The organism is uncultured Lamprocystis sp. (assembly GCF_903933125.1).
Classification (GTDB): Bacteria; Pseudomonadota; Gammaproteobacteria; order Chromatiales; family Chromatiaceae; genus Thiodictyon.
Genome location: NZ_CAIZIZ010000325.1, coordinates 29,995 through 48,079, shown reverse-complemented (window position 1 = coordinate 48,079; position 18,085 = coordinate 29,995). Strand labels below are relative to the sequence as shown.

15 protein-coding genes are annotated in these 18,085 nt (G+C 62.0%); 8 read left to right on the top strand and 7 right to left on the bottom strand.

The window, feature by feature from the left end; all coding sequences use genetic code 11:
- Positions 1-874 (top strand): U32 family peptidase C-terminal domain-containing protein (locus tag QZY03_RS16990; RefSeq protein WP_295583122.1); only part of this gene is annotated, 874 nt, incomplete at its 5' end.
- 228 nt (positions 875-1,102) lie between these two features.
- Here the strand turns inward: QZY03_RS16990 and QZY03_RS16985 are convergent.
- From QZY03_RS16985 to QZY03_RS16955, 7 genes are all read right to left on the bottom strand, one after another.
- Complete coding sequence (locus tag QZY03_RS16985) at positions 1,103-1,663, bottom strand: Uma2 family endonuclease (RefSeq protein WP_295583120.1); 561 nt, start codon at positions 1,661-1,663, stop codon at positions 1,103-1,105.
- A 71-nt stretch (positions 1,664-1,734) separates the two neighbouring features.
- Complete coding sequence (locus QZY03_RS16980; RefSeq protein WP_295583118.1) at positions 1,735-2,046, bottom strand: hypothetical protein; 312 nt, start codon at positions 2,044-2,046, stop codon at positions 1,735-1,737.
- 411 nt (positions 2,047-2,457) lie between these two features.
- Positions 2,458-3,315, bottom strand: a complete 858-nt coding sequence (locus QZY03_RS16975) for a hypothetical protein (protein WP_295583116.1) — start codon at positions 3,313-3,315, stop codon at positions 2,458-2,460.
- 117 nt (positions 3,316-3,432) lie between these two features.
- The gene (locus tag QZY03_RS16970; protein ID WP_295583115.1) at positions 3,433-4,785 is read right to left on the bottom strand and encodes a DNA cytosine methyltransferase; all 1,353 of its coding nucleotides are present in this window, start codon (positions 4,783-4,785) and stop codon (positions 3,433-3,435) included.
- A gap of 779 nt (positions 4,786-5,564) precedes the next feature.
- On the bottom strand, positions 5,565-6,245 hold the full coding sequence (locus QZY03_RS16965; protein ID WP_295583113.1) for a TIGR04211 family SH3 domain-containing protein: 681 nt from the start codon (positions 6,243-6,245) through the stop codon (positions 5,565-5,567).
- Between the two features lie 75 nt (positions 6,246-6,320).
- The gene (argF, locus tag QZY03_RS16960; RefSeq protein WP_295583111.1) at positions 6,321-7,247 is read right to left on the bottom strand and encodes an ornithine carbamoyltransferase; all 927 of its coding nucleotides are present in this window, start codon (positions 7,245-7,247) and stop codon (positions 6,321-6,323) included.
- A 64-nt stretch (positions 7,248-7,311) separates the two neighbouring features.
- Complete coding sequence (locus tag QZY03_RS16955) at positions 7,312-8,490, bottom strand: aspartate aminotransferase family protein (protein ID WP_295583109.1); 1,179 nt, start codon at positions 8,488-8,490, stop codon at positions 7,312-7,314.
- 280 nt (positions 8,491-8,770) lie between these two features.
- Between QZY03_RS16955 and QZY03_RS16950 the strand changes: the two genes are divergently transcribed.
- The 7 genes from QZY03_RS16950 to QZY03_RS16920 all read left to right on the top strand — a co-directional run bounded on the left by QZY03_RS16950 (position 8,771) and on the right by QZY03_RS16920 (position 18,079).
- On the top strand, positions 8,771-11,269 hold the full coding sequence (locus QZY03_RS16950; RefSeq protein ID WP_295583107.1) for an SUMF1/EgtB/PvdO family nonheme iron enzyme: 2,499 nt from the start codon (positions 8,771-8,773) through the stop codon (positions 11,267-11,269).
- A gap of 134 nt (positions 11,270-11,403) precedes the next feature.
- Entirely contained in the window at positions 11,404-11,892 is a 489-nt protein-coding gene (locus QZY03_RS16945; protein ID WP_295583105.1) for a DUF2442 domain-containing protein, read from the top strand.
- Between the two features lie 360 nt (positions 11,893-12,252).
- A complete protein-coding gene (pta, locus tag QZY03_RS16940; protein WP_295583103.1) occupies positions 12,253-14,412 on the top strand; it encodes a phosphate acetyltransferase in 2,160 nt (719 codons plus the stop codon).
- Between the two features lie 315 nt (positions 14,413-14,727).
- Positions 14,728-15,942 (top strand): acetate/propionate family kinase, encoded by a 1,215-nt coding sequence (locus QZY03_RS16935; RefSeq protein WP_295583101.1) that lies wholly within the window; start codon positions 14,728-14,730, stop codon positions 15,940-15,942.
- A 177-nt stretch (positions 15,943-16,119) separates the two neighbouring features.
- The gene (locus QZY03_RS16930) at positions 16,120-16,821 is read left to right on the top strand and encodes an HAD family hydrolase (protein WP_295583100.1); all 702 of its coding nucleotides are present in this window, start codon (positions 16,120-16,122) and stop codon (positions 16,819-16,821) included.
- 527 nt (positions 16,822-17,348) lie between these two features.
- On the top strand, positions 17,349-17,738 hold the full coding sequence (locus QZY03_RS16925; RefSeq protein WP_295583097.1) for a hypothetical protein: 390 nt from the start codon (positions 17,349-17,351) through the stop codon (positions 17,736-17,738).
- A gap of 89 nt (positions 17,739-17,827) precedes the next feature.
- On the top strand, positions 17,828-18,079 hold the full coding sequence (locus QZY03_RS16920; protein ID WP_295583096.1) for a hypothetical protein: 252 nt from the start codon (positions 17,828-17,830) through the stop codon (positions 18,077-18,079).
- Positions 18,080-18,085 lie beyond the last annotated feature (6 nt).

Here is an 18,085-nt window from a genome sequence, read left to right as displayed (position 1 = left end):
GTTGGAAGTCTTCGTGCATGGCGCGCTGTGCATCGCGTACTCCGGGCGCTGCCTGCTCTCGGGGTATTTCAACCACCGTGACGCCAATCAGGGCTCTTGTACCAACGCCTGTCGCTGGGAATACCAGTTGGATGCGTCCGCTGCGGCGGACGATGGATTGGCCGATGCGCCGGCGGACCAGGCGGGGCAGTGCGGGGGCGGTCAGAATCGGCACCCGCGGGCGGATGATGTCTATCTGCTCACCGAGGGGAAGCGGCCCGGCGACACCATGCCGATTTTCGAGGACGAGCACGGAACCTACATCCTGAACGCGCGCGACCTGCGGGCGGTGGCGCATGTCGATCGGCTGGTGGCCATGGGGATCGACTGCCTGAAGATCGAGGGCCGGACCAAGTCACATTATTACGCCGCGCGGACGGCCCAGGTCTACCGGGCGGCCATCGACGACGCACTCGCCGGACGCGGTTTCCGCCGCGAACTGCTCGCCGAACTGAAGGGTCTGGCCAACCGTGGCTACACGGAAGGGTTTTACCGCCGCCATGCCGCAGCCGAGATTCAGAACTATGCTGATGGGGTGTCGCGCACCGATCGGGAAATCTTTGTCGGTGAGGTCATCGCGCCGGACGCGGCGGCGCGTCCGGATTGGCTGGCGATCGAGGTCAAAAACCGCTTCGCCGTCGGCGATGAGCTGCATCTGCTCACCCCGACAGGGAACCGGCGTTTCCGGCTCGAACACATGGAGACCTTGGAGGGCGAGTCCCTGACCGTCGCACCCGGTGCCGGCTGGCGGGTGTGCATCCCGCGGGTCGGCGGCGATGGCGGGCTGGGGCTCCTGACGCGTTATGTGGAACAGGACGAAACGATAACGTCCTGACGCGAGGCCGTCGTACGCGACACCAGCCCATTTCCACCACGGTCTTCTGGGGCGATCCTTGGTGGATGTGGCGCGCACGACCGATGTGCCGGCTCCCAAACACCGTGCGGCGCGCCTTATTCACCCTACAGCGGCGCCGGTTTTGTGGTGGATAAGCGTAGCGCATCGACCATCAGCCCCGCCGACGGCCCCATCCTTCGTCAACGATGCGGGGCCGGGTACGCCGAATCAGGGCCAGATGACAGTGAGCCCGGCGATGGCCCCGACCGCCGTCTCGCCGAGGAGCGGCCTGACCTCGGGGCGGCCGTAGGCACCGTCCGCGAGGCGGTAGATCATCAGGGTGCAGTCGGTGGGGTGGACCAGCCAGTATTCCCGGACGCCGGCCCGTTCGTAGGCGTCGCGCTTCTCGCCCTGGTCCTTGGCGGCGGTGCGGCGGGACAGGACCTCGACCACCCAGTCGGGCGCACCGCGGCAGCCGGCCTCGTCGAGCTTCTCGGGGTCGCAGATTACGGCAATGTCGGGCTGGACCACGGTGTCCACCTGGTCGTCGGCTTCCTTGGCCTTCGGCAAACGCACGTCAAAGGGTGCGACATAGATCTCGCAGGGTTTGTCGACCAGGAAGTTGCCGATCTGTCTGACCAACTCGACCACCATCGCCTGATGACCCCGGCTCGGGGCCGGGCACATGTCGTAGGCCCTACCGTCGATCAACTCCCAGCGTTCATCGTCCGGCCAGCGGCGGTAGTCGCCGTAGGTGAAGCGGTCTTGCTTCAGTGCGGGTTGGTGCATGGCGTGGGCTCCGTCGGTGGCGAAAGATTTTCAACGCGATAGGTCAGTCGCACCGGTTATTCGCGCGGTGATCAGCCCGACGCTTTCGATGATCCGTTTTTCTGGGTGTGCTTCGTGTCTTTGTGCGAGTCATTGCCGGGTTCAGCGAGGATAAGGGGCAGGCTCAATAAAACCCGGCACGCAGAGGAAACTTCAATTGAGCTTGGCCCATTTACCCCCCGCAAGAGATCAATATGTTCCAGCATCCCGAGCCTTGCCTGGTAGATGCAGCCTTCGACTGAGTGAGCTACGCCGGAGAAACCCGGAAGATCTGGCGAAAAATAGCTGAAGAAATCCGGCTCATCAGTCGTTTCAATAATGAGTGAGTACGGTAGGTCAATCATTTTGTTACGATTTCTGGGGCAGCTTACTCAATTCGGTATTTGTAACCAGCGGGGAGATAAGTAAACTGTCCCCGGAACTGGCGGAACTGGCGGAACTGGAACTCGGAACTCGGAACTCATGAACTGTCCCCGGAACTCGCATGAAACCTCGCACTCGCGCGAAAGCGAGTACGACCGAGGAACCGGATGCGGGAAAACTGCACGTCCGGGTCTGTGGCGGGGGCGTCGGGCTACCGAAGTCCCTACGCCGGAGGCATTCTTTATGCTTTTCTCGGTTCTGGAATCAAGTAAAGAATGCATTTAGTAAACTGTCACCGTAATCGTAGTAAACTGTCACCGTAATCGTAACTTAACGCCATTCTGGTCTGTCCCCTATTAGTCCCGGCTTGAAGGGCGTGTTGGGCTCGATTTTCAATCAGTGAGTTCATCGCAGAAATGTCTGGCCATTAAGAAAAGCCACGGAAGCTGACTTCGCTGTAGCAACGAGACGTTGTAGTCCTCACGAATGCAGTACGTCGAAACGATATCGTTCAAATCGCTAATCGTGTATACATAACTGTTTGAATCGGAAATTCCGACGTTTACGCAGGCTCGAATTAGCGCCGTGAATACTTCGATGAAGCAAAACTCACCTCCCAAATGATGCCACCAATCGAGGCCAATTCGTATAGTCACATCAACTGTTACACCATTTTTGACAAATTGGCAGGTCCATTGGCTATCTGGAGAAACTGTCAGATCAGCGCCGAATTTCTGATCAATATTCCTCAGTATGTGCCAGTCTTTCTTGTTGGAGAGTTTCTCTGTTCCGTACAGCACCCCATATGTAAAATCAATTCTAGTTCGGCCTGATTCATTAGACCAAGATGCATAGTTGGCAAGGACTGCATCGGCAAAATTCTCGCTCATTTCGTCATTCAGGCATCGAGGTCCGCTCTTTAACGTGGCAAGGTGGTAAACGCTTGTTTCCAAACGCTTACCGTCCAAAGCCGAATTTGATGTGTGCATTTCGCTAGCAACGCATTCCCAGCCGTATTCTGGAAGAACTACTTCTTCAACCATCCGGCCGGCAGACGTTTCCATGGACGAGAACTGCTTTGCCGGAAGAATGTCGCCCTCAAGTTCGCTGACTTTGGAATAGCCTCGTTGACGCGCGTGTATCAGTAGTACGTAAGGGCTAGTGTTAAATTTCTGGAAAATTGCATCTTGAGCCGGAAGTGAGGATATATGTGTTTCAATCTTGTTCCGAAACGAATTCTCAAGGCGCAACACTCTTGCTCGATGCTCATGATCGTTGTCAATCTGCTGTAGCTGTCCGAGCAAGCGTTGCCGAGACAGTGTTCGATTCTGAGCGCGTGGTAGACCGGGATGACCTCGTGCCATGTTCTACACACATCTAAGCTTTCGGACGGTTTTCGGCTTAGAGTATCGTATTCTCTCGTTCCCATCGCCTTTTTCCCAGATTAAAGTCTCTCCCGCTTTAAACCACTGGCGGGTACGTATGTGCGACTGTAAATAAACGATGCGTGGCTCAAAGCAGTTCATCATGTTAGCCGGGGTGCCTTCTATTAGTACTCTATCAAGGGCCTCCGCAATTACCTGACCTGCGACTCGCCCTAAGCGAGTCGGTACGGCATTTCCGACCTGAGCATATTGCTGAGATAACGTGCCACTAAATAACCAGTCATCCGGAAACTCTTGGATACGGGCGTATTCCCGAATCGACAAAGCTCGTGTTTCTTTGGGATGGCAGAGCGATGTACTTGCATGGTTAGGCATCGTGACTAACGTTGGACAAGGAAGATCAAAAGTCAATCTTCGCCACCAACCAGACCGGCCTCCCTTAGCATGCCATGCGCGTCCCATTGATTCCTTCTGAACATCTTCAGGCAGGCTACGCCAATTTGAACCCTCTGGAACCATTGCGAGAAAACTCTTCTTACGGGGACTAAAGTCCATAATTTTCGGATCTGGATCTTCTAAACCATTCAAAGCATCGCCTAAAGTCCGCCACGGCATAAGACGCGGAGTCTCAAACAGATCTCCTTGAATCTCATCCTTTTCGATGGGACCATGTGTAGGTGCCGGAAACTCAACTTGCTCTCCAAATTTGCTACCAATAAAAAGTGCCCGTTCTCTAAGCTGTGGTGCACCGTAGTTGACGGCATTCACCTCAAATATATCCAAATGATAACCGCCATTTACCGCAGACAAGTCTTTAGCGAATAAACGAACAACTGAGCCCGGCTCTTCTTCTTCAGCAAGTGGCAAACCGCCTTTCTCGGGACGCTCGGCAATCGGGCGATGCTTTAATGCGGCTGAAAGAAGGCCACGGACGTTTTCCATAAGGAAAAACTTTGGCTCTATATAAGACACAAATCGCAGGAAGTCCCATAGTAAAGTTCCCCTAGGATCTTGCGTTGTTCCGCGCCTTCCAGCGGTACTGAACGATTGGCATGGTGGGCCGCCGACGACAACATCTATCGCAGTTTTTTCGAGTCCAAGCTCTTCAAGCGTTGACGCTGGATCCAACCTTGATAAGTCCGCTTCGATAACCTGTAAGTCTCTCGGGAGTCTGCCTGTATCTCTGTTTCGCCGGATGGTTTCGCAAAAAGCTGACTCCTTTTCAATGCAAGCAACTGTTCTGAAGCGACCAGTACTTTCAAGCCCAAGGTCTAGCCCCATTCCTCCGGAGAAAAGGGAAAGCACACGATATTTTTCTGGGGCATGGTTAGACATGGAACAGAGTGTACTCCGGACTAGCGAGATATGGTGCCCAACGTTCAGCTTAAAGCGGCGGGCCTTGATCATAATTCCGCCCACATCGTTCGGCCCTAGGGTCGCCTACCCATTGCAGAACATGGCCTTGCGAGCCCTCGCCCACATGAATCAGTAGGTCTCAGTGGATTTACGATCAAGGCCAAGCGGCGCGCGCCCCAGATGACAAGTTAGCACAACGCCCGTGGCGCGCGCTCGCTTTTGAAGCGAAAGTTATAGCGCCGAGCAAAGCTCGGCGTCTCTTGCTGGGTGTAAGTCCGCGTCGGGTAAGGGTTTCCAGTTTCGGGGGCAGCTTACTCAATTTGGTATCTGTAACCAGCGGGAATTAAGTAAACTGTCGCCGGAACTGCGAGATTGCTACAATTTGCGATTCGGTCGCCGTTTTCTTGAGTAACTCGAGGCGTACGCGGATGTGTTTCTGATCATCGAACGGCCGATTAAACGCGCATACGTCCAAATATATTCGCATCAAACAACCGATTGTTTCGCAAGTTAGCTATGAAGACGTGGCGCCTAAGACTGCATTTAGGCGGACGAACCACCATAACTCGTCACCTTTCCTGAATTGGATCAAGGCTTTGCCGGATTGTCAAGCTCTTGCGCGCCGTTCCTCGTTGCACCGTTCGTGTGTTATGAGGCGATTTCGCCTCATGTTTTTCTTCATCTGTGAACATCTGTGACATCTGTGGACAAATCCGGGCGGTCACTTTCGCCGGAACGGCGATCATGGCAGGCCGACCTCACAACGATCCCCAGCTACTCTTCCGCCGCCCCAGCCGCAGATGCGGCAGCAGCAGCCCAAGCAGGATGCCGCCGATCAGGACCCCGGCGCCGATCAGGAACCAGCGCAGGTTGGTCTGGTTCTTGAGATCGCGGTTCTCTTGTTCCAGGTCGGCACGGGCGCGGGTGAGGTTGGCAACCTGGAGGCGCAGGCGCTCCCGATCGGTGGTGATGTCCATGACGTTGGCGGAGGCGTGGCGGATGGTCGCCAATTGCTGTTCCAGTAACTGCTTTTCCCGCTCCAGCGTCTGATAGCCGGATTGCAGAGCGCCGTGTTCGTTCTGGACCTTGGTGAGCCGGGCGGCGAGTGCGTCCGGCTCCTGCTGCAGTTCGGCCAGGCGTGTCTCCAGTTCGGCGAGGCGGCTGCGCGCGGCGGGTTCGCTCTGGAGTTGCGCTTCCGGCACGAAACCCACGGCGCCGTCCGCGGTGCGGACCCGTGCGTATTTGGTGGTTTGGTTGACGTCCAGTACCTCGACGCGCGTGCCGCTCGGCAGCATCTTCAGGATTTTGAAGCGGGTGCTCTCGCCGGTGCGTAGCGTGCTTTCAATTTGGTCCGTGACATAACGGGTCTCCGCCTGGGCCGGGAGCGGGGTCAAGAGTGCTGCGTAAAGGCACAGCACGAATGGCGCGGGTAGTCTCACTGGGCGTTCTCGGTGCGCGAGCGATGTTGTATTCGCGGGTTGAATCCGGTTCGATCCGGTTCGATCCGGTTGGACTCAGTGCCCCGGCACGAGCAGGAACTCCAGCAGCGCCTTCTGCACATGCAGCCGGTTTTCGGCTTCGTCCCAGACCACGGATTGGGGTCCGTCGATGACCGAGGCGGCGACTTCTTCACCCCGATGGGCGGGCAGACAGTGCATGAAGAGCGCGTCCGGCGCCGCGGCTGCCATCACCGCGTCGGTGACCTGGAAGGGGGAGAACAGGTCCAGGCGGTTCTCCAGTTCGCCCTCCTGGTGCATGCTGGCCCAGACGTCGGTGGCGATCAGGTCGGCACCGCGGGCGGCCTCCAGCGGGTCGTGCACCACCGTGAAGCGGTCGGCGCCCGCGCTCAGCAGTTGGGCCTCCGGTTCGAAACCCGCGGGGCAGCCGATGCGCAAGGAGAAATCGAACAGCCGCGCCGCTTCCATGTAGGACTGGCACATGTTGTTGCCGTCGCCGATCCAGGTCACCTGGCGACCGCGGATATCGCCGCGGTGCTCGAAGTAGGTCTGCATGTCGGCGAGTAATTGGCAGGGGTGCAGGCGGTTGGTCAGGCCGTTGATGACCGGGACCACGGAATGGGCCGCAAAACACTCGACTGTTTCCTGGTCGAAGGTGCGGATCATGACCGCATCGACCATGCGTGAGATGACCCGCGCGGCGTCCTCAATGGGCTCGCCGCGGCCGAGTTGGGTGTCGCGCGGCGAGAGGAAGATGGCATGGCCGCCGAATTGAGCCATTCCCGCCTCGAACGAGACGCGGGTGCGGGTCGATGATTTTTCGAAGATCATCGCGAGGGTCCGGTCTCGCAGCGGGCGATAGTCTTCGCCACGGCGCCGCATGGCCTTCAATTCGGTACCGCGGGCGAGCAGGGTGCGCGCTTCCTCGGGGCTCAGGTCGAACAGGGACAGGAGGTGCCGACAGGCGGTCGGGGTAGCTGGCATCGGTGATCCATTCTCCGCATGGGATCGGGTGCGCGCCATGGGTGCGCGACACCGGTTCGAGCCCCTAGTGGGCCCCAAGAAAACGCTTAATCAGGGCACTCAAACCCGTGACCAAGTGGGCGGCCTCCGGCTCGTCGAGAATCAGGGGAGGCAGGAGTCGGACCACCCGTTCCGCGGTGACGTTGATCAGCAGGCCCTCTTCCAGGGCCAGACCAACCAGGGCGCCGCAGGGCCGGTCGAGTTCGATGCCGAGCATCAGTCCGCGTCCGCGCAGGGCGACGACGCCATGGATCCCGGCCAGTGCCTCACGCAAGGCGCTGAGCAGCGCGGCACCGCGCGCGGCGGCATGGGCCACCAGATCCGCGGCGGCGATGGTTTCCAGAACCGCCCTGGCGACCCGGCAGGCCAGCGGGTTACCGCCGAAGGTGGAGCCGTGGGAACCGGGCGCGAAGACCTCGGCCGCCGCGCCGCGGGCGACACAGGCGCCGATCGGCATGCCGTTGCCGAGGCCTTTGGCCAGGGTGATGACGTCCGGGATGATGCCGGTGTGCTGGAAGCCGAACATCCGGCCGGTGCGGCCGATCCCGGTCTGGATCTCGTCGCAGATCAGGAGCCAGCCCTCACGGTCACAGATGGCGCGCAGGCCAGGCAGATAGCCGTCCGCGGGGATATTGATGCCGCCCTCACCCTGGATCGGTTCGACCAGGATGGCGACGATATTCTTACGGTTGGCGGCGGCGGTTTCCACCGCGGCCAGGTCGTCGTAAGGCACGCGGACGAACCCTTGTACCAGCGGTTCGAAGCCGGCCTGCACCTTGCGGTTGCCGGTCGCACTCAGGGTCGCCAAGGTGCGGCCGTGGAAGCTGTTCTCCATGACCAGGATGGCGGGATTCTCGATGCCGCGGTGATGGGCATGCAGGCGCGCCAGCTTGATCGCCGCCTCGTTGGCCTCGGCACCGGAGTTGCCGAAGAACACCCGATCCATTCCGGACAAGGCGGTGAGCATTGCACCCAGGCGCTCCTGCTCCGCGATGCGATAGATGTTGGAGGTGTGCACCAGGCGCCCGGCCTGCTCGCATAAGGCGTCGCGCACCGCCGGATGGGCGTGGCCGAGTCCGCACACGGCTATGCCGGCCAAGGCGTCCAGGTAACGCTTACCGTTCTCATCCCATAGCCAGACGCCGGCGCCGTGATCGAAGGTCACCGGCAGGCGTTGGTAGGTCATCATCAAGGGTTCGCTCATGGCGCAGGCCCTGCCTCATCGGCGCTGGGACACCCGGCGGGCGGCGTCCTGAAAAACGAAAAGGCGGTTCCTGATCGCGGAAACCGCCTTGACAGATAGGCGAAGCTGCGAAAGATAGCGCGACTCCCGTAATCGATACAAGTGTTTGCCGACCTTCATCGGGACTTTCGGCGGCTTGGTCCGCCCGGCGCGGACAGCGAGGGTGACAAACGACTAAGATGCGCGTCCTTATCCGCCACTGCGCTCTCTCCGGCCCTGTCTGTTCCAAGGAACTGCTGCGATGCACATCAACATCCGCCACAGCCTGCGCGAGTTGCTCGTCGGCCTGCCGCGCTGGCGTGGTGCCGACGCCCGCCGTGCCTTGTTCGCCGATCTGATCTGGGACCTCACCCCCGCGGACCCGGCGCGCGTGCCGCCGACTGCGGAGGCGGCGGCGGACCTGCTGATCGATCTGATCCTTGCCGCGGGCGGCGGCGTGGGAGCCGGCGCACTGGTGGAGAACCTGCGCGAGTTGGGGGCCGGCGGGGCGGGAGGGTCGCGGCTCCTGAGTGAGATTGCCGCTGCGCTCGCGGCCGAACGCGCGGCGCCGGGAGGCGGCGCTCATCGATCACGCTGGGAACAGGAGCCCTACCCGGGACTGGTGCCGCTGGAAGCCTGGCAGGCGCCGATTTTCTTCGGTCGCCGTGCCGAGACTCGCGATCTCCTGCGCCGACTGACGGCCCCCGCGGGTCCGCGGTTGACGCTGGTCTCCGGGGTGCTCGGCTGCGGTAAGTCGTCCCTGGTGCGGGCCGGCGTGCGGGCGCGACTCGCGGCCGGGGACCTGCCGCGGGTGCCTCAGGCCGGGGCCTGGCAAGTCAGCATGATGTTTCCGGCCGGTAAAGGGGGCGATCCCTTCCTGGCGCTGACGCATGGGCTGGCGCGCGAGTCCGGGGCGCCCGCTTTCGACGCGCCGACCGAGGCGGCGGCGCTCAAGGGTTACGGCGCCGAAGCCCTGTCCGACCTGCTGGAGCGCTGTCTGGCCGAGCGCCCCGCGGCGGCCTGCTGGCTGCTGATCATCGACCAGTTCGAAGAGTTCTTCACCACGGTTCACCCTGAGCTGGCGGAGGAGTTTCTCGAAATGCTGGTCGATGCGCTCGAGTTGCCGCGGCTGCGGGTGCTCGGTACCCTGCGGGCGGACCTGATGCACCGCTGCTGCGCGCTGCCGGACCTCACGCGCATCCTCAATGGCGGCGGGCTTTACTGTCTGGCGCCGCCGACCCGGCCAGCCCTGGAGCGGATGATCCTGGGGCCGTTGACCGAAGTCGAACTGGGTGCGCCGATGCAGATCGAGCCCGCGTTGGTCACGCGCCTCCTGCACGACGTGACCACGCAGTCCGGCGGTCTGGCGCTGATGGCCGATACCCTGAAGGAATTGTACGACCAGAGTCGATCGGTCGGGCGTATGGCCTTGGACGTCTACGAGGAACAACGCCTGGATGGGCTCAAGAGCGTGATCGCCAGGCGGGCGGAGCGCGCGCTCGAACGCGCCGGAGCCGCGGCTCAGCGCGCCCTGCCCGGTCTTTTCGCACGGCTGCTGACGGTGACCGAGGATGGCACCGTGGCCCGGCGGCGCGGTGAATGGCGGCAACTCGCCGAGAATCCGCAGCTCGCGGCCTTGGTGCGGGCGCTGGCGGCGCAAGACACTCGACTGGTGCGGATCGGCGAAGGTGAGCACGGGACGGTCGAGTTTGTCCACGAATCCCTGTTGCAAGAGTGGCCGGCCCTGCGCCACTGGATCGAGCGCCGTCGCGAGGCCCTGACCACCCAGGCGCTGATCGACGTGGAGGCGCGTACCTGGGCCGCGATCGGCTACCCGCCGGAATTGCGCTGGCGCCACGAGATCCTGGAATCATCCCGTGTCTTGCTGGCCGAGGCCGGTCTGCTCGATGACCTGGAGCGCAACCTCGACATTGCCGCGTTTTTGACCCCGGAGGCCGAGTGGCTGCTCAGTGAGCTGTTGTGCTCGCGAGTAGAGCCGGTCCAACGCGAGGAAATCGGCTTGCGGCTCGCCCAGATCGGTGATCCGCGGCCTGGGGTCGGGGTGGCGGCGGGCCTCCCGTCCATCCGTTGGTGCCGGATTCCGGCGGGGGAGGTACGGATCGAGGGGCATGGACTCTTCCCCGTCGCGCCGTTCCGGATCGCGGCCTATCCGGTGACTCAATGCCAATTTCAGACCTTTCTGAACGCCGAGGACGGATTCGACTCTCCCCGGTGGTGGGAAAACCTGCGTCAGAGCCCCCCGGTGAGCGGTGCCATGCGCCGTCACGGCAACTATCCGGCCACCTATGTCTGCTGGTTCGAGGCCACGGCCTTTTGCCGCTGGCTCAGTGCGCGCATGGGTTATGAGATCCGCCTGCCGGACGAGTGGGAGTGGCAATGGGCGGCGCAGGGCGCGCGTCCCGGATTTATCTATCCCTGGGGTAGGGATTGGCGTGAGGACCATGCGAACACCGATGAAGGCGGGGTGGGCCGTGCCACCGCGGTCGGCATGTATCCCGCGGGCCGCAGCACCCATGGTGTCTATGACCTGGCCGGCAACACTTGGGAATGGTGTCGCAATCGGTATGACAAACCCAGCATCGTCACCGCGGATCCGAATAAGTCGCGAGTTCTGCGCGGCGGCTCCTGGCGGGTTAACATGGGCTTTTCGCGTGCCGATTTCCGCCTCGATGGCCTGCCTGAGGATCGGATGGGCGGCAGCAGCTTCCGGCTGGTCACGGACGCCCGTGACCTCGAATAAACAGCGCGATGTCCGGTCCAATCGCGAGACGACCCCTTCAAGCGCCGACGCTTCAGCGTTGTGTGCGATCCGAGTTGGCGTCGCGGCCACCACTGCAGGGCTCGCGCCGACCCGGTAACACGAGATTTGAGCACATGCCAGAGATCGCCAGACCCTATGGAATTCTGATCAAGCAGTACGCCGGCGACCATTCGCCACCCCATTTCCATGTCATTTGCGGCGATGACCACGCCCTGTTCGATGTCGAGACACTGGAAATGATCGCCGGCCACCTACCCGTCCGGGCGAAGAGTCTGGTCGTTGAATGGGCCACACTGACCCAGGCCGTGGAAGATCCGGTGGAAGACTCAGGCGCGCAAACAGCCCTCAATGTGATGCGTATGCCCCGTATCGTCAGTGTCGAGCCCCTGGCCAACCATTGCTTGATCGTGACCTTCACCGATGGGCGGCGCAAGCGCTACGACGTCACCCCTCTGCTCGATGACGAGGTGTTTGCGCCACTGAGAGATCAGTCGCTCTTCGGGAGGGTTGCGGTCGAGCAGGGCGGGTACGCGGTTTCCTGGAATGCCGATATCGATCTCAGCGAACACGAGCTTTGGCAGCATGGTGAGGATCTCCCCTGACGTTTATAGCCGTCGAACGTGATCACCGGACGTAAGGGCAGGTTTAATACTCGCCCTGACACCAAGGGTCTGTCTGGCTATCCGGTGCGAAGGCTACATGCAGGTTCCGGCTCACGGGACGGTGAGCCTGTTCGTCTCCGGTGATCCAATGAACAAGGTCGCGGAGCGCCCCTGTCGATTGCTCGAGTTGCTGAAGTCCGCAGGAACCTGACAGCGTGCGGACCCGCCGTGTCTTTGTAACGTGCGGACGCGAACAGTGCTCGTCGCCCGGTGGGTCCGCGTGCGACAATTGTTGCAGTGCAGCATCGCGAGGGTCCGTCCGCCCCGCGTTGCCGTCTTCCTTATTGTTGAGGTGTAACAATGCAAAGCGTTTATATCGCCGGCGCCAGTTTTGGCAGTGGCAAGTCGGCCGTGGTGTTGGGATTCATGGAGATGTTGTCGACGGTGAATCTCCGCCTGGGGTTTTTCCGTCCGATGGTCGCCGCGGGGGTGGAGCAGGATAACCTGACCAACCTGGTCCGCGGCCGTTACAACCTGCCATCCCCGCCGGAGATGCTCTACGGCTGCACCGCCCAGACCGCGGGCCAACTGGTCGCGGCCGGCCGCTACGATGATCTCCTGGAGTTGATCCTCAACAAATTCACCTTGCTCAAGGAGTCGTGCGACCTGGTGGTGTGCGCCGGGACTGACTTCAACGAGCAGGTGCCTTCGCTCGGGTTCGACTTCAACGCCGATCTGGCGAACAATCTGGGCTGCGCCCTGGTGCTGGTAGTCAAGGGCTTCCGGCGCAATCCGGATATGTGCCTGCGCGCCCTGCAGCAGGCCCACACGTCGATGCGCAATCGCGGCGGGGACTTCCTCGTCAGCTTCATCAACGGGATCGCACCGGAGCACGTGGCCGAGGTGCAGGCGGGAATCCGCGCCCTGATGCTGGCGAACGAGCATGTTTACATCATCCCGGAAGACCCGGCCCTGGGGATGCCGACCATGGGTGAGGTGGCCCAGGCCCTGGGGGCGGAGTGTCTGCGCGGTGAGGGTGAAAGCCTGAATCAGGCGGTCGCCACCTTCAAGGTCGGCGCGATGGAGGTGGCGGGCTTCCTGGATAATGTCGAGGACGGCTGTCTGATCATCACTCCCGGTGACCGCTCCGACATCATCCTGGCGTGTCTGGCGGCCGACGCTTCAATCTCCTGTCCGCGGGTTGCGGGGCTATTGCTGACCGGCGGTCTGCGCCCGGCGCCCAGTCTGCAGCGCGTGATCTCCGGCTTGGAGCGTACCAAGCTGTCGATCCTGAGCGTACCGACCGATACCTTCGACACGGTGCTGGACGTCAACCGTATCCAGGCGACCATCATGCCCAGCGATGAGCGCAAGATCGCTACGGCCCTGGGGGCCTTCGAGTCCAACGTGGACGTGGACGACCTGCGCGCACGGATCAGCGGGAGCCAGTCCGGGCGGATTACGCCATTGATGTTCGAGTATCAGTTGATCCGTCGGGCCAAGGCCGACCGGCGCCGGATCGTCCTGCCGGAGGGGGGCGACGAGCGCATCCTGCGTGCCGCGGAGATTCTGACCCTCCGCTCGGTGGTTGACTTGACGCTGCTCGGCAACCCGGAGCGGATTCGGCGGCGAGTTACCGACCTCGGTCTCAAGCTCGAAGGGATCGAGATCATCGATCCGTCCGTTTCCCCGGATCGTGAGCGCTATGCCCGGATCTATTACGAACTGCGGAAGAACAAGGGGATCTCCGAGGAGATGGCCAACGATGCTCTGGTGGACGTGAGCTATTTCGGCACCCTGATGGTCTACGCGGGCGATGCCGACGGCATGGTCTCGGGGGCGACCCACACGACTCAGCACACCATCCGGCCCGCGTTCGAGACCATCCGGACCAAGCCGGGCACCAAACTCGTGTCCAGCGTCATCTTCATGTGCCTGCCGAACGGGGTTCTGGTGTACGGGGACTGCGCAATCAATCCGAACCCAAACGCGGAACAACTCGCGAATATCGCCATTTCGTCCGCGGAGACGGCCGCCGCCTTCGGCGTTGAACCGCGGGTTGCCATGCTGTCGTATTCAAGCGGAACCTCCGGTAAGGGCGAGGACGTGGACCGGGTGCGCGAGGCGGTGCGCATCGTTCGGGAGTCGCGCCTGGACATCGCGATCGAAGGTCCGATCCAGTACGACGCCGCGGTGGACCCCGGGGTGGCCGCGTCCAAGATGCCGGAGAGCAAGGTCGCAGGGCACGCGACGGTCCTGATTTTCCCGGATCTCAATACCGGCAACAACACCTACAAGGCGGTTCAGCGCAGCTCCGGGGCCGTGGCGATCGGGCCGATTTTGCAGGGCCTCAAGAAGCCGGTCAACGATTTGAGTCGCGGCTGCACCGTAACCGATATCGTCAACACCGTCGCCATCACCGCGATTCAGGCCCAGACTGACGGGTCTCGATCAGCGGCTTGCGTGACGACGGATGCTCTGGTGCAAGTGAAAGCCCAAGTGCAGCGCGAGCCGGGTTGAGCCGCCAACCGCGCCCTAGGGACCGTTCACGAATAAGCGAGACGAGTCCATTAGGAAGCGCATTTGCGTCCGTCGTTGTCGTTGTCGTAATCGAGGTTATGAGGCATTGGTCATCAACCCGGCCACCTTGCGATCTGCGCGGCCGTTGGTCCGCACAGCGGGCCTGACAGATCAGGGTGTTACCGTCCGCGGTGCGGACCGTCTGCGGCCGGCTGGAACGATGATCACGAATTGCATCGTTCTCCGATTACGACAACGACAACGATTGTATCCGTTGGTTCACTTATTTCTGACGCGTTGCTTAGGGTAATCGACATGAAGGTTCTGGTCCTGAACTCCGGTAGTTCATCCATCAAATTTCAGCTCTTCGAGGGCTCGGGCTGGCAGGTGATTGCCTCCGGTGTCGTCTCCCGGATCGGTGAGGCCGAAGGAGAGGTCGAATACACTTGGCAAGCGCCGGATGGGCCTGTGCAAACCGGCAGGCAGGGCATCGCCATCCCCAGCCATCAGGACGGTATCGACCACATCATCGCCGGATTGCGGGCGGCCGGCGTGCTGGCCGATTTGGCCGAGTTGGCCGCTATCGGCCATCGGGTGGTGCATGGCGGCGAGCGTTTTCACCGTCCGACGGTGGTTGATGACGCCGTGGTCGAGGCGATCCGCGAGATGTCGGCGCTGGCGCCTCTACACAATCCCGCCAATCTTGACGGGATCCTGGTGGCGCGCCGGCTCTTTCCGCAGGTGCCCTCGGTGGCGGTTTTTGATACCGCGTTCCACCAAACCATGCCGCGCACCGCCTATCGCTACGCCATCCCGGAATATCTGTATACGCGCTACCGGGTGCGGCGCTATGGGTTTCACGGCACCTCCCATCACTATGTCGGGGAACGCGCCGCCGCCGTGTTGGGGTTGGCCTTCGACCAGTGCAACCTGATCACCTTGCACTTGGGTAACGGGGCCAGTGCCACGGCCATTGGTGCCGGGCGCAGCATCGACACCTCCATGGGGATGACGCCGCTGGAGGGGTTGGTCATGGGAACCCGCTGCGGGGATATCGACCCCGCGATTTTGTTCTACCTCGCCGATCAACTGGGGTTGAACGAACCGGCGCTGGACGATCTCCTGAACCGCCAGAGCGGACTCCTCGGGCTGTGCGGAGTCAACGACATGCGTGAGATTCAACGGCGGGCGGCCGATGGTGATGACGCTGCTGAACTGGCCATCGGCATCACCGCGCAGCGCATTAAGAAATACATCGGCGCCTACTACGCCGAGTTGGGTCGGGTGGACGCCATCGTCTTCACCGGCGGCATCGGCGAAAACGATGCGAACATTCGCCGCCGTTCCTGCACGGGGCTGGAGAATCTGGGAATCCGACTGGACGAGGGTGCCAACCAGTCCTCCGCACGGGGCGAGCGGACCATCAGCGCGGCGGACAGCCGGGTGCGGGTCCTGGTCATCCCCACCAACGAGGAACTGGCCATCGCCCGCCAGGCGCTGGCGGCGGTGTCTGAGGCTGGGGGCGGTTAGGATGGCCGTCGGACGTGATAACCGGACGTAGGGGCGGGTTTCAAACCCGCCCGTACACAAGGGGCTGTCCGGGGGAAAGCTGGCTGCCGACAGCTTTTTTCGGTTCAACGGTGACAAGATGACGGGCATAAGGGGACAATACGCGGCGGCATATCCTGCTCCCCGGACCCGACCAGTATGTACAGCAACGACCGCCTGGTGATCCTCGACGCCGACGGCACCACCATTGATGCCTTCAGCGCCATCGACCAGACCTTTGCCCTCCACGGCATGGACATCGGGCCGCTCGTGCGTTTCCAGAAACGCCGTAACATGTTCAAATATTTGGGGGGGCTCAAGGAGTTTCCGCGCAATTTGCGCAAACAGATCGCGGGTCGCAAGCGCTCCCGGCTGATCGACACCCTGACCGACGTCTACCGCGAGCAGGCCGAGCTCTATGCCGGGATCAGGGATCTGATGCAGCAGCTCACGCAACAGCCGGACCTGCGCATCGGGATCGTCACCCGTAACATCACCCGCGAGCCCGTGCTGACCCTGGAGCGCCTGTTTATCCGTCAGGGGTTCGATCCGGGCCGTTTCGATTTTGTTGTGCATCTGCCGCTGAGCGAGGAGAAGCTCACCGCGTTCCGCGACCTGCGCACGCGCTTTGCCGTCAATCCCGCCCGGGCCTATGCGTGCGGCGACGAGGCTAAGGATTACCTGGCCGCCGTGGGTGCGGGCATGTATCCCTTCATGGTGTCCTATGGCTTCGAGGATTTCGATCGGCTGACCGCGCGGCACGGCATTCCGGCCGAGGTCATCGCGCGGACCCCGCAGGAGTTGTGTGTCCGGGTTCTCAATGCCTTCGGGCTGGAGCCGCGGGGCGAGTCCGTGGCATGATCGCCAGGAGGCCCAGCGTCGATTAGGGTGTCGGGGGCAAGGCGGCAATCGCCCTAATTCCGCCTGATTCTTCACCCACAGGGTGCGCGTAAAACCACCAACTGGATCCTTTCACCGGCTCGATAGCCGTCGATACATTTGGGGGTAGAGCGCATGTCGAGTGGGACGCCCAGACCGCCGTCACCCCGCGTGGGCAATTGCCATTCACTCCAATCAGCATAGCGAGGCGATGACCAGTCGCCCACTCGTGCTCCATGCCCCGCTCGCCTCACCTGGCATAGCGGACAGACTAGCAACAACAGGAGGCCTTCCGCAAGGTGCGCGCCGCGTGCCCAGCCCTGAAGCATAACCCTGTTGCCGGCTGACATCGGGCGGCGTCAGCACCGGTGGGCGCTGGCGTTGGCTGTTGCGGGGTGAGTTTGCCCTGGCCAGGGGTTGCACTGTGCCGCCCTGGCGGGTGGCGGGAGTGTGGTCGGACCGGTCGCGCGCGTGCGCCACGGTGGCCAGGCAAGCGGTTCCCGGCACCGGTGGTTGCCGGCGGGCTGGGTCCGACCCAGAAGAATCCCCTGGTGCAGTTGGTACCGGACGCCGACACGGGGCGGATGACCATCGCCTCTGCGGCGGCGGACGCGGCCCACGCAGCGGTGCCCGGGAGTTGGAATTTCTTGCGCTGTCTCGCCAACGTCATCGAATTGGAGGAAACGCTGGGGATGGTGACCGGGATGATCGCGACGCTGCGCGAGCACCTGATGGCAGTCCTGCCGGAGTTCGGGTCACCTGGGGTACGACGGCAAGGCGCTCGACAGCCGACCAACTGGAACCAGTCCGAGAGCCTGCCCGGCACCGCGGACGTTCTGCGCAAGGCCGCGCCGGCGCGCCGATCGACGCCGTCTCCTATGAGGCCATCAAACTGCTGAGAGACACGGCGGCGAGGTGGCAGACGTTACGTCGGATTCGCAACTCGGCCGCCTTCGCGACCAACAAGAACCCGGCGGTCGCCGCTGCGTTGCGCGTTCCCGATGCCGAGATCTACGCCATCGACGTGTCGTTCCCGATGCTGAAGGACAAGGCGGAACGGGACTATCTGAATCAGCAGCCGACGTCGTTTGTGCTGCCCGCCGAGGCCGTCGATCGCCTACGCGCGGCGGCCGGAACGATCCTCATGGACTCGCCCGAGTTCAAGCGATTGCTGAAGGACGTCGGCGCCAGAGTCGTGTCGGCACCACCGGCTAAAAGAAATCCGGCGACCGCGAACTAGAGCGGG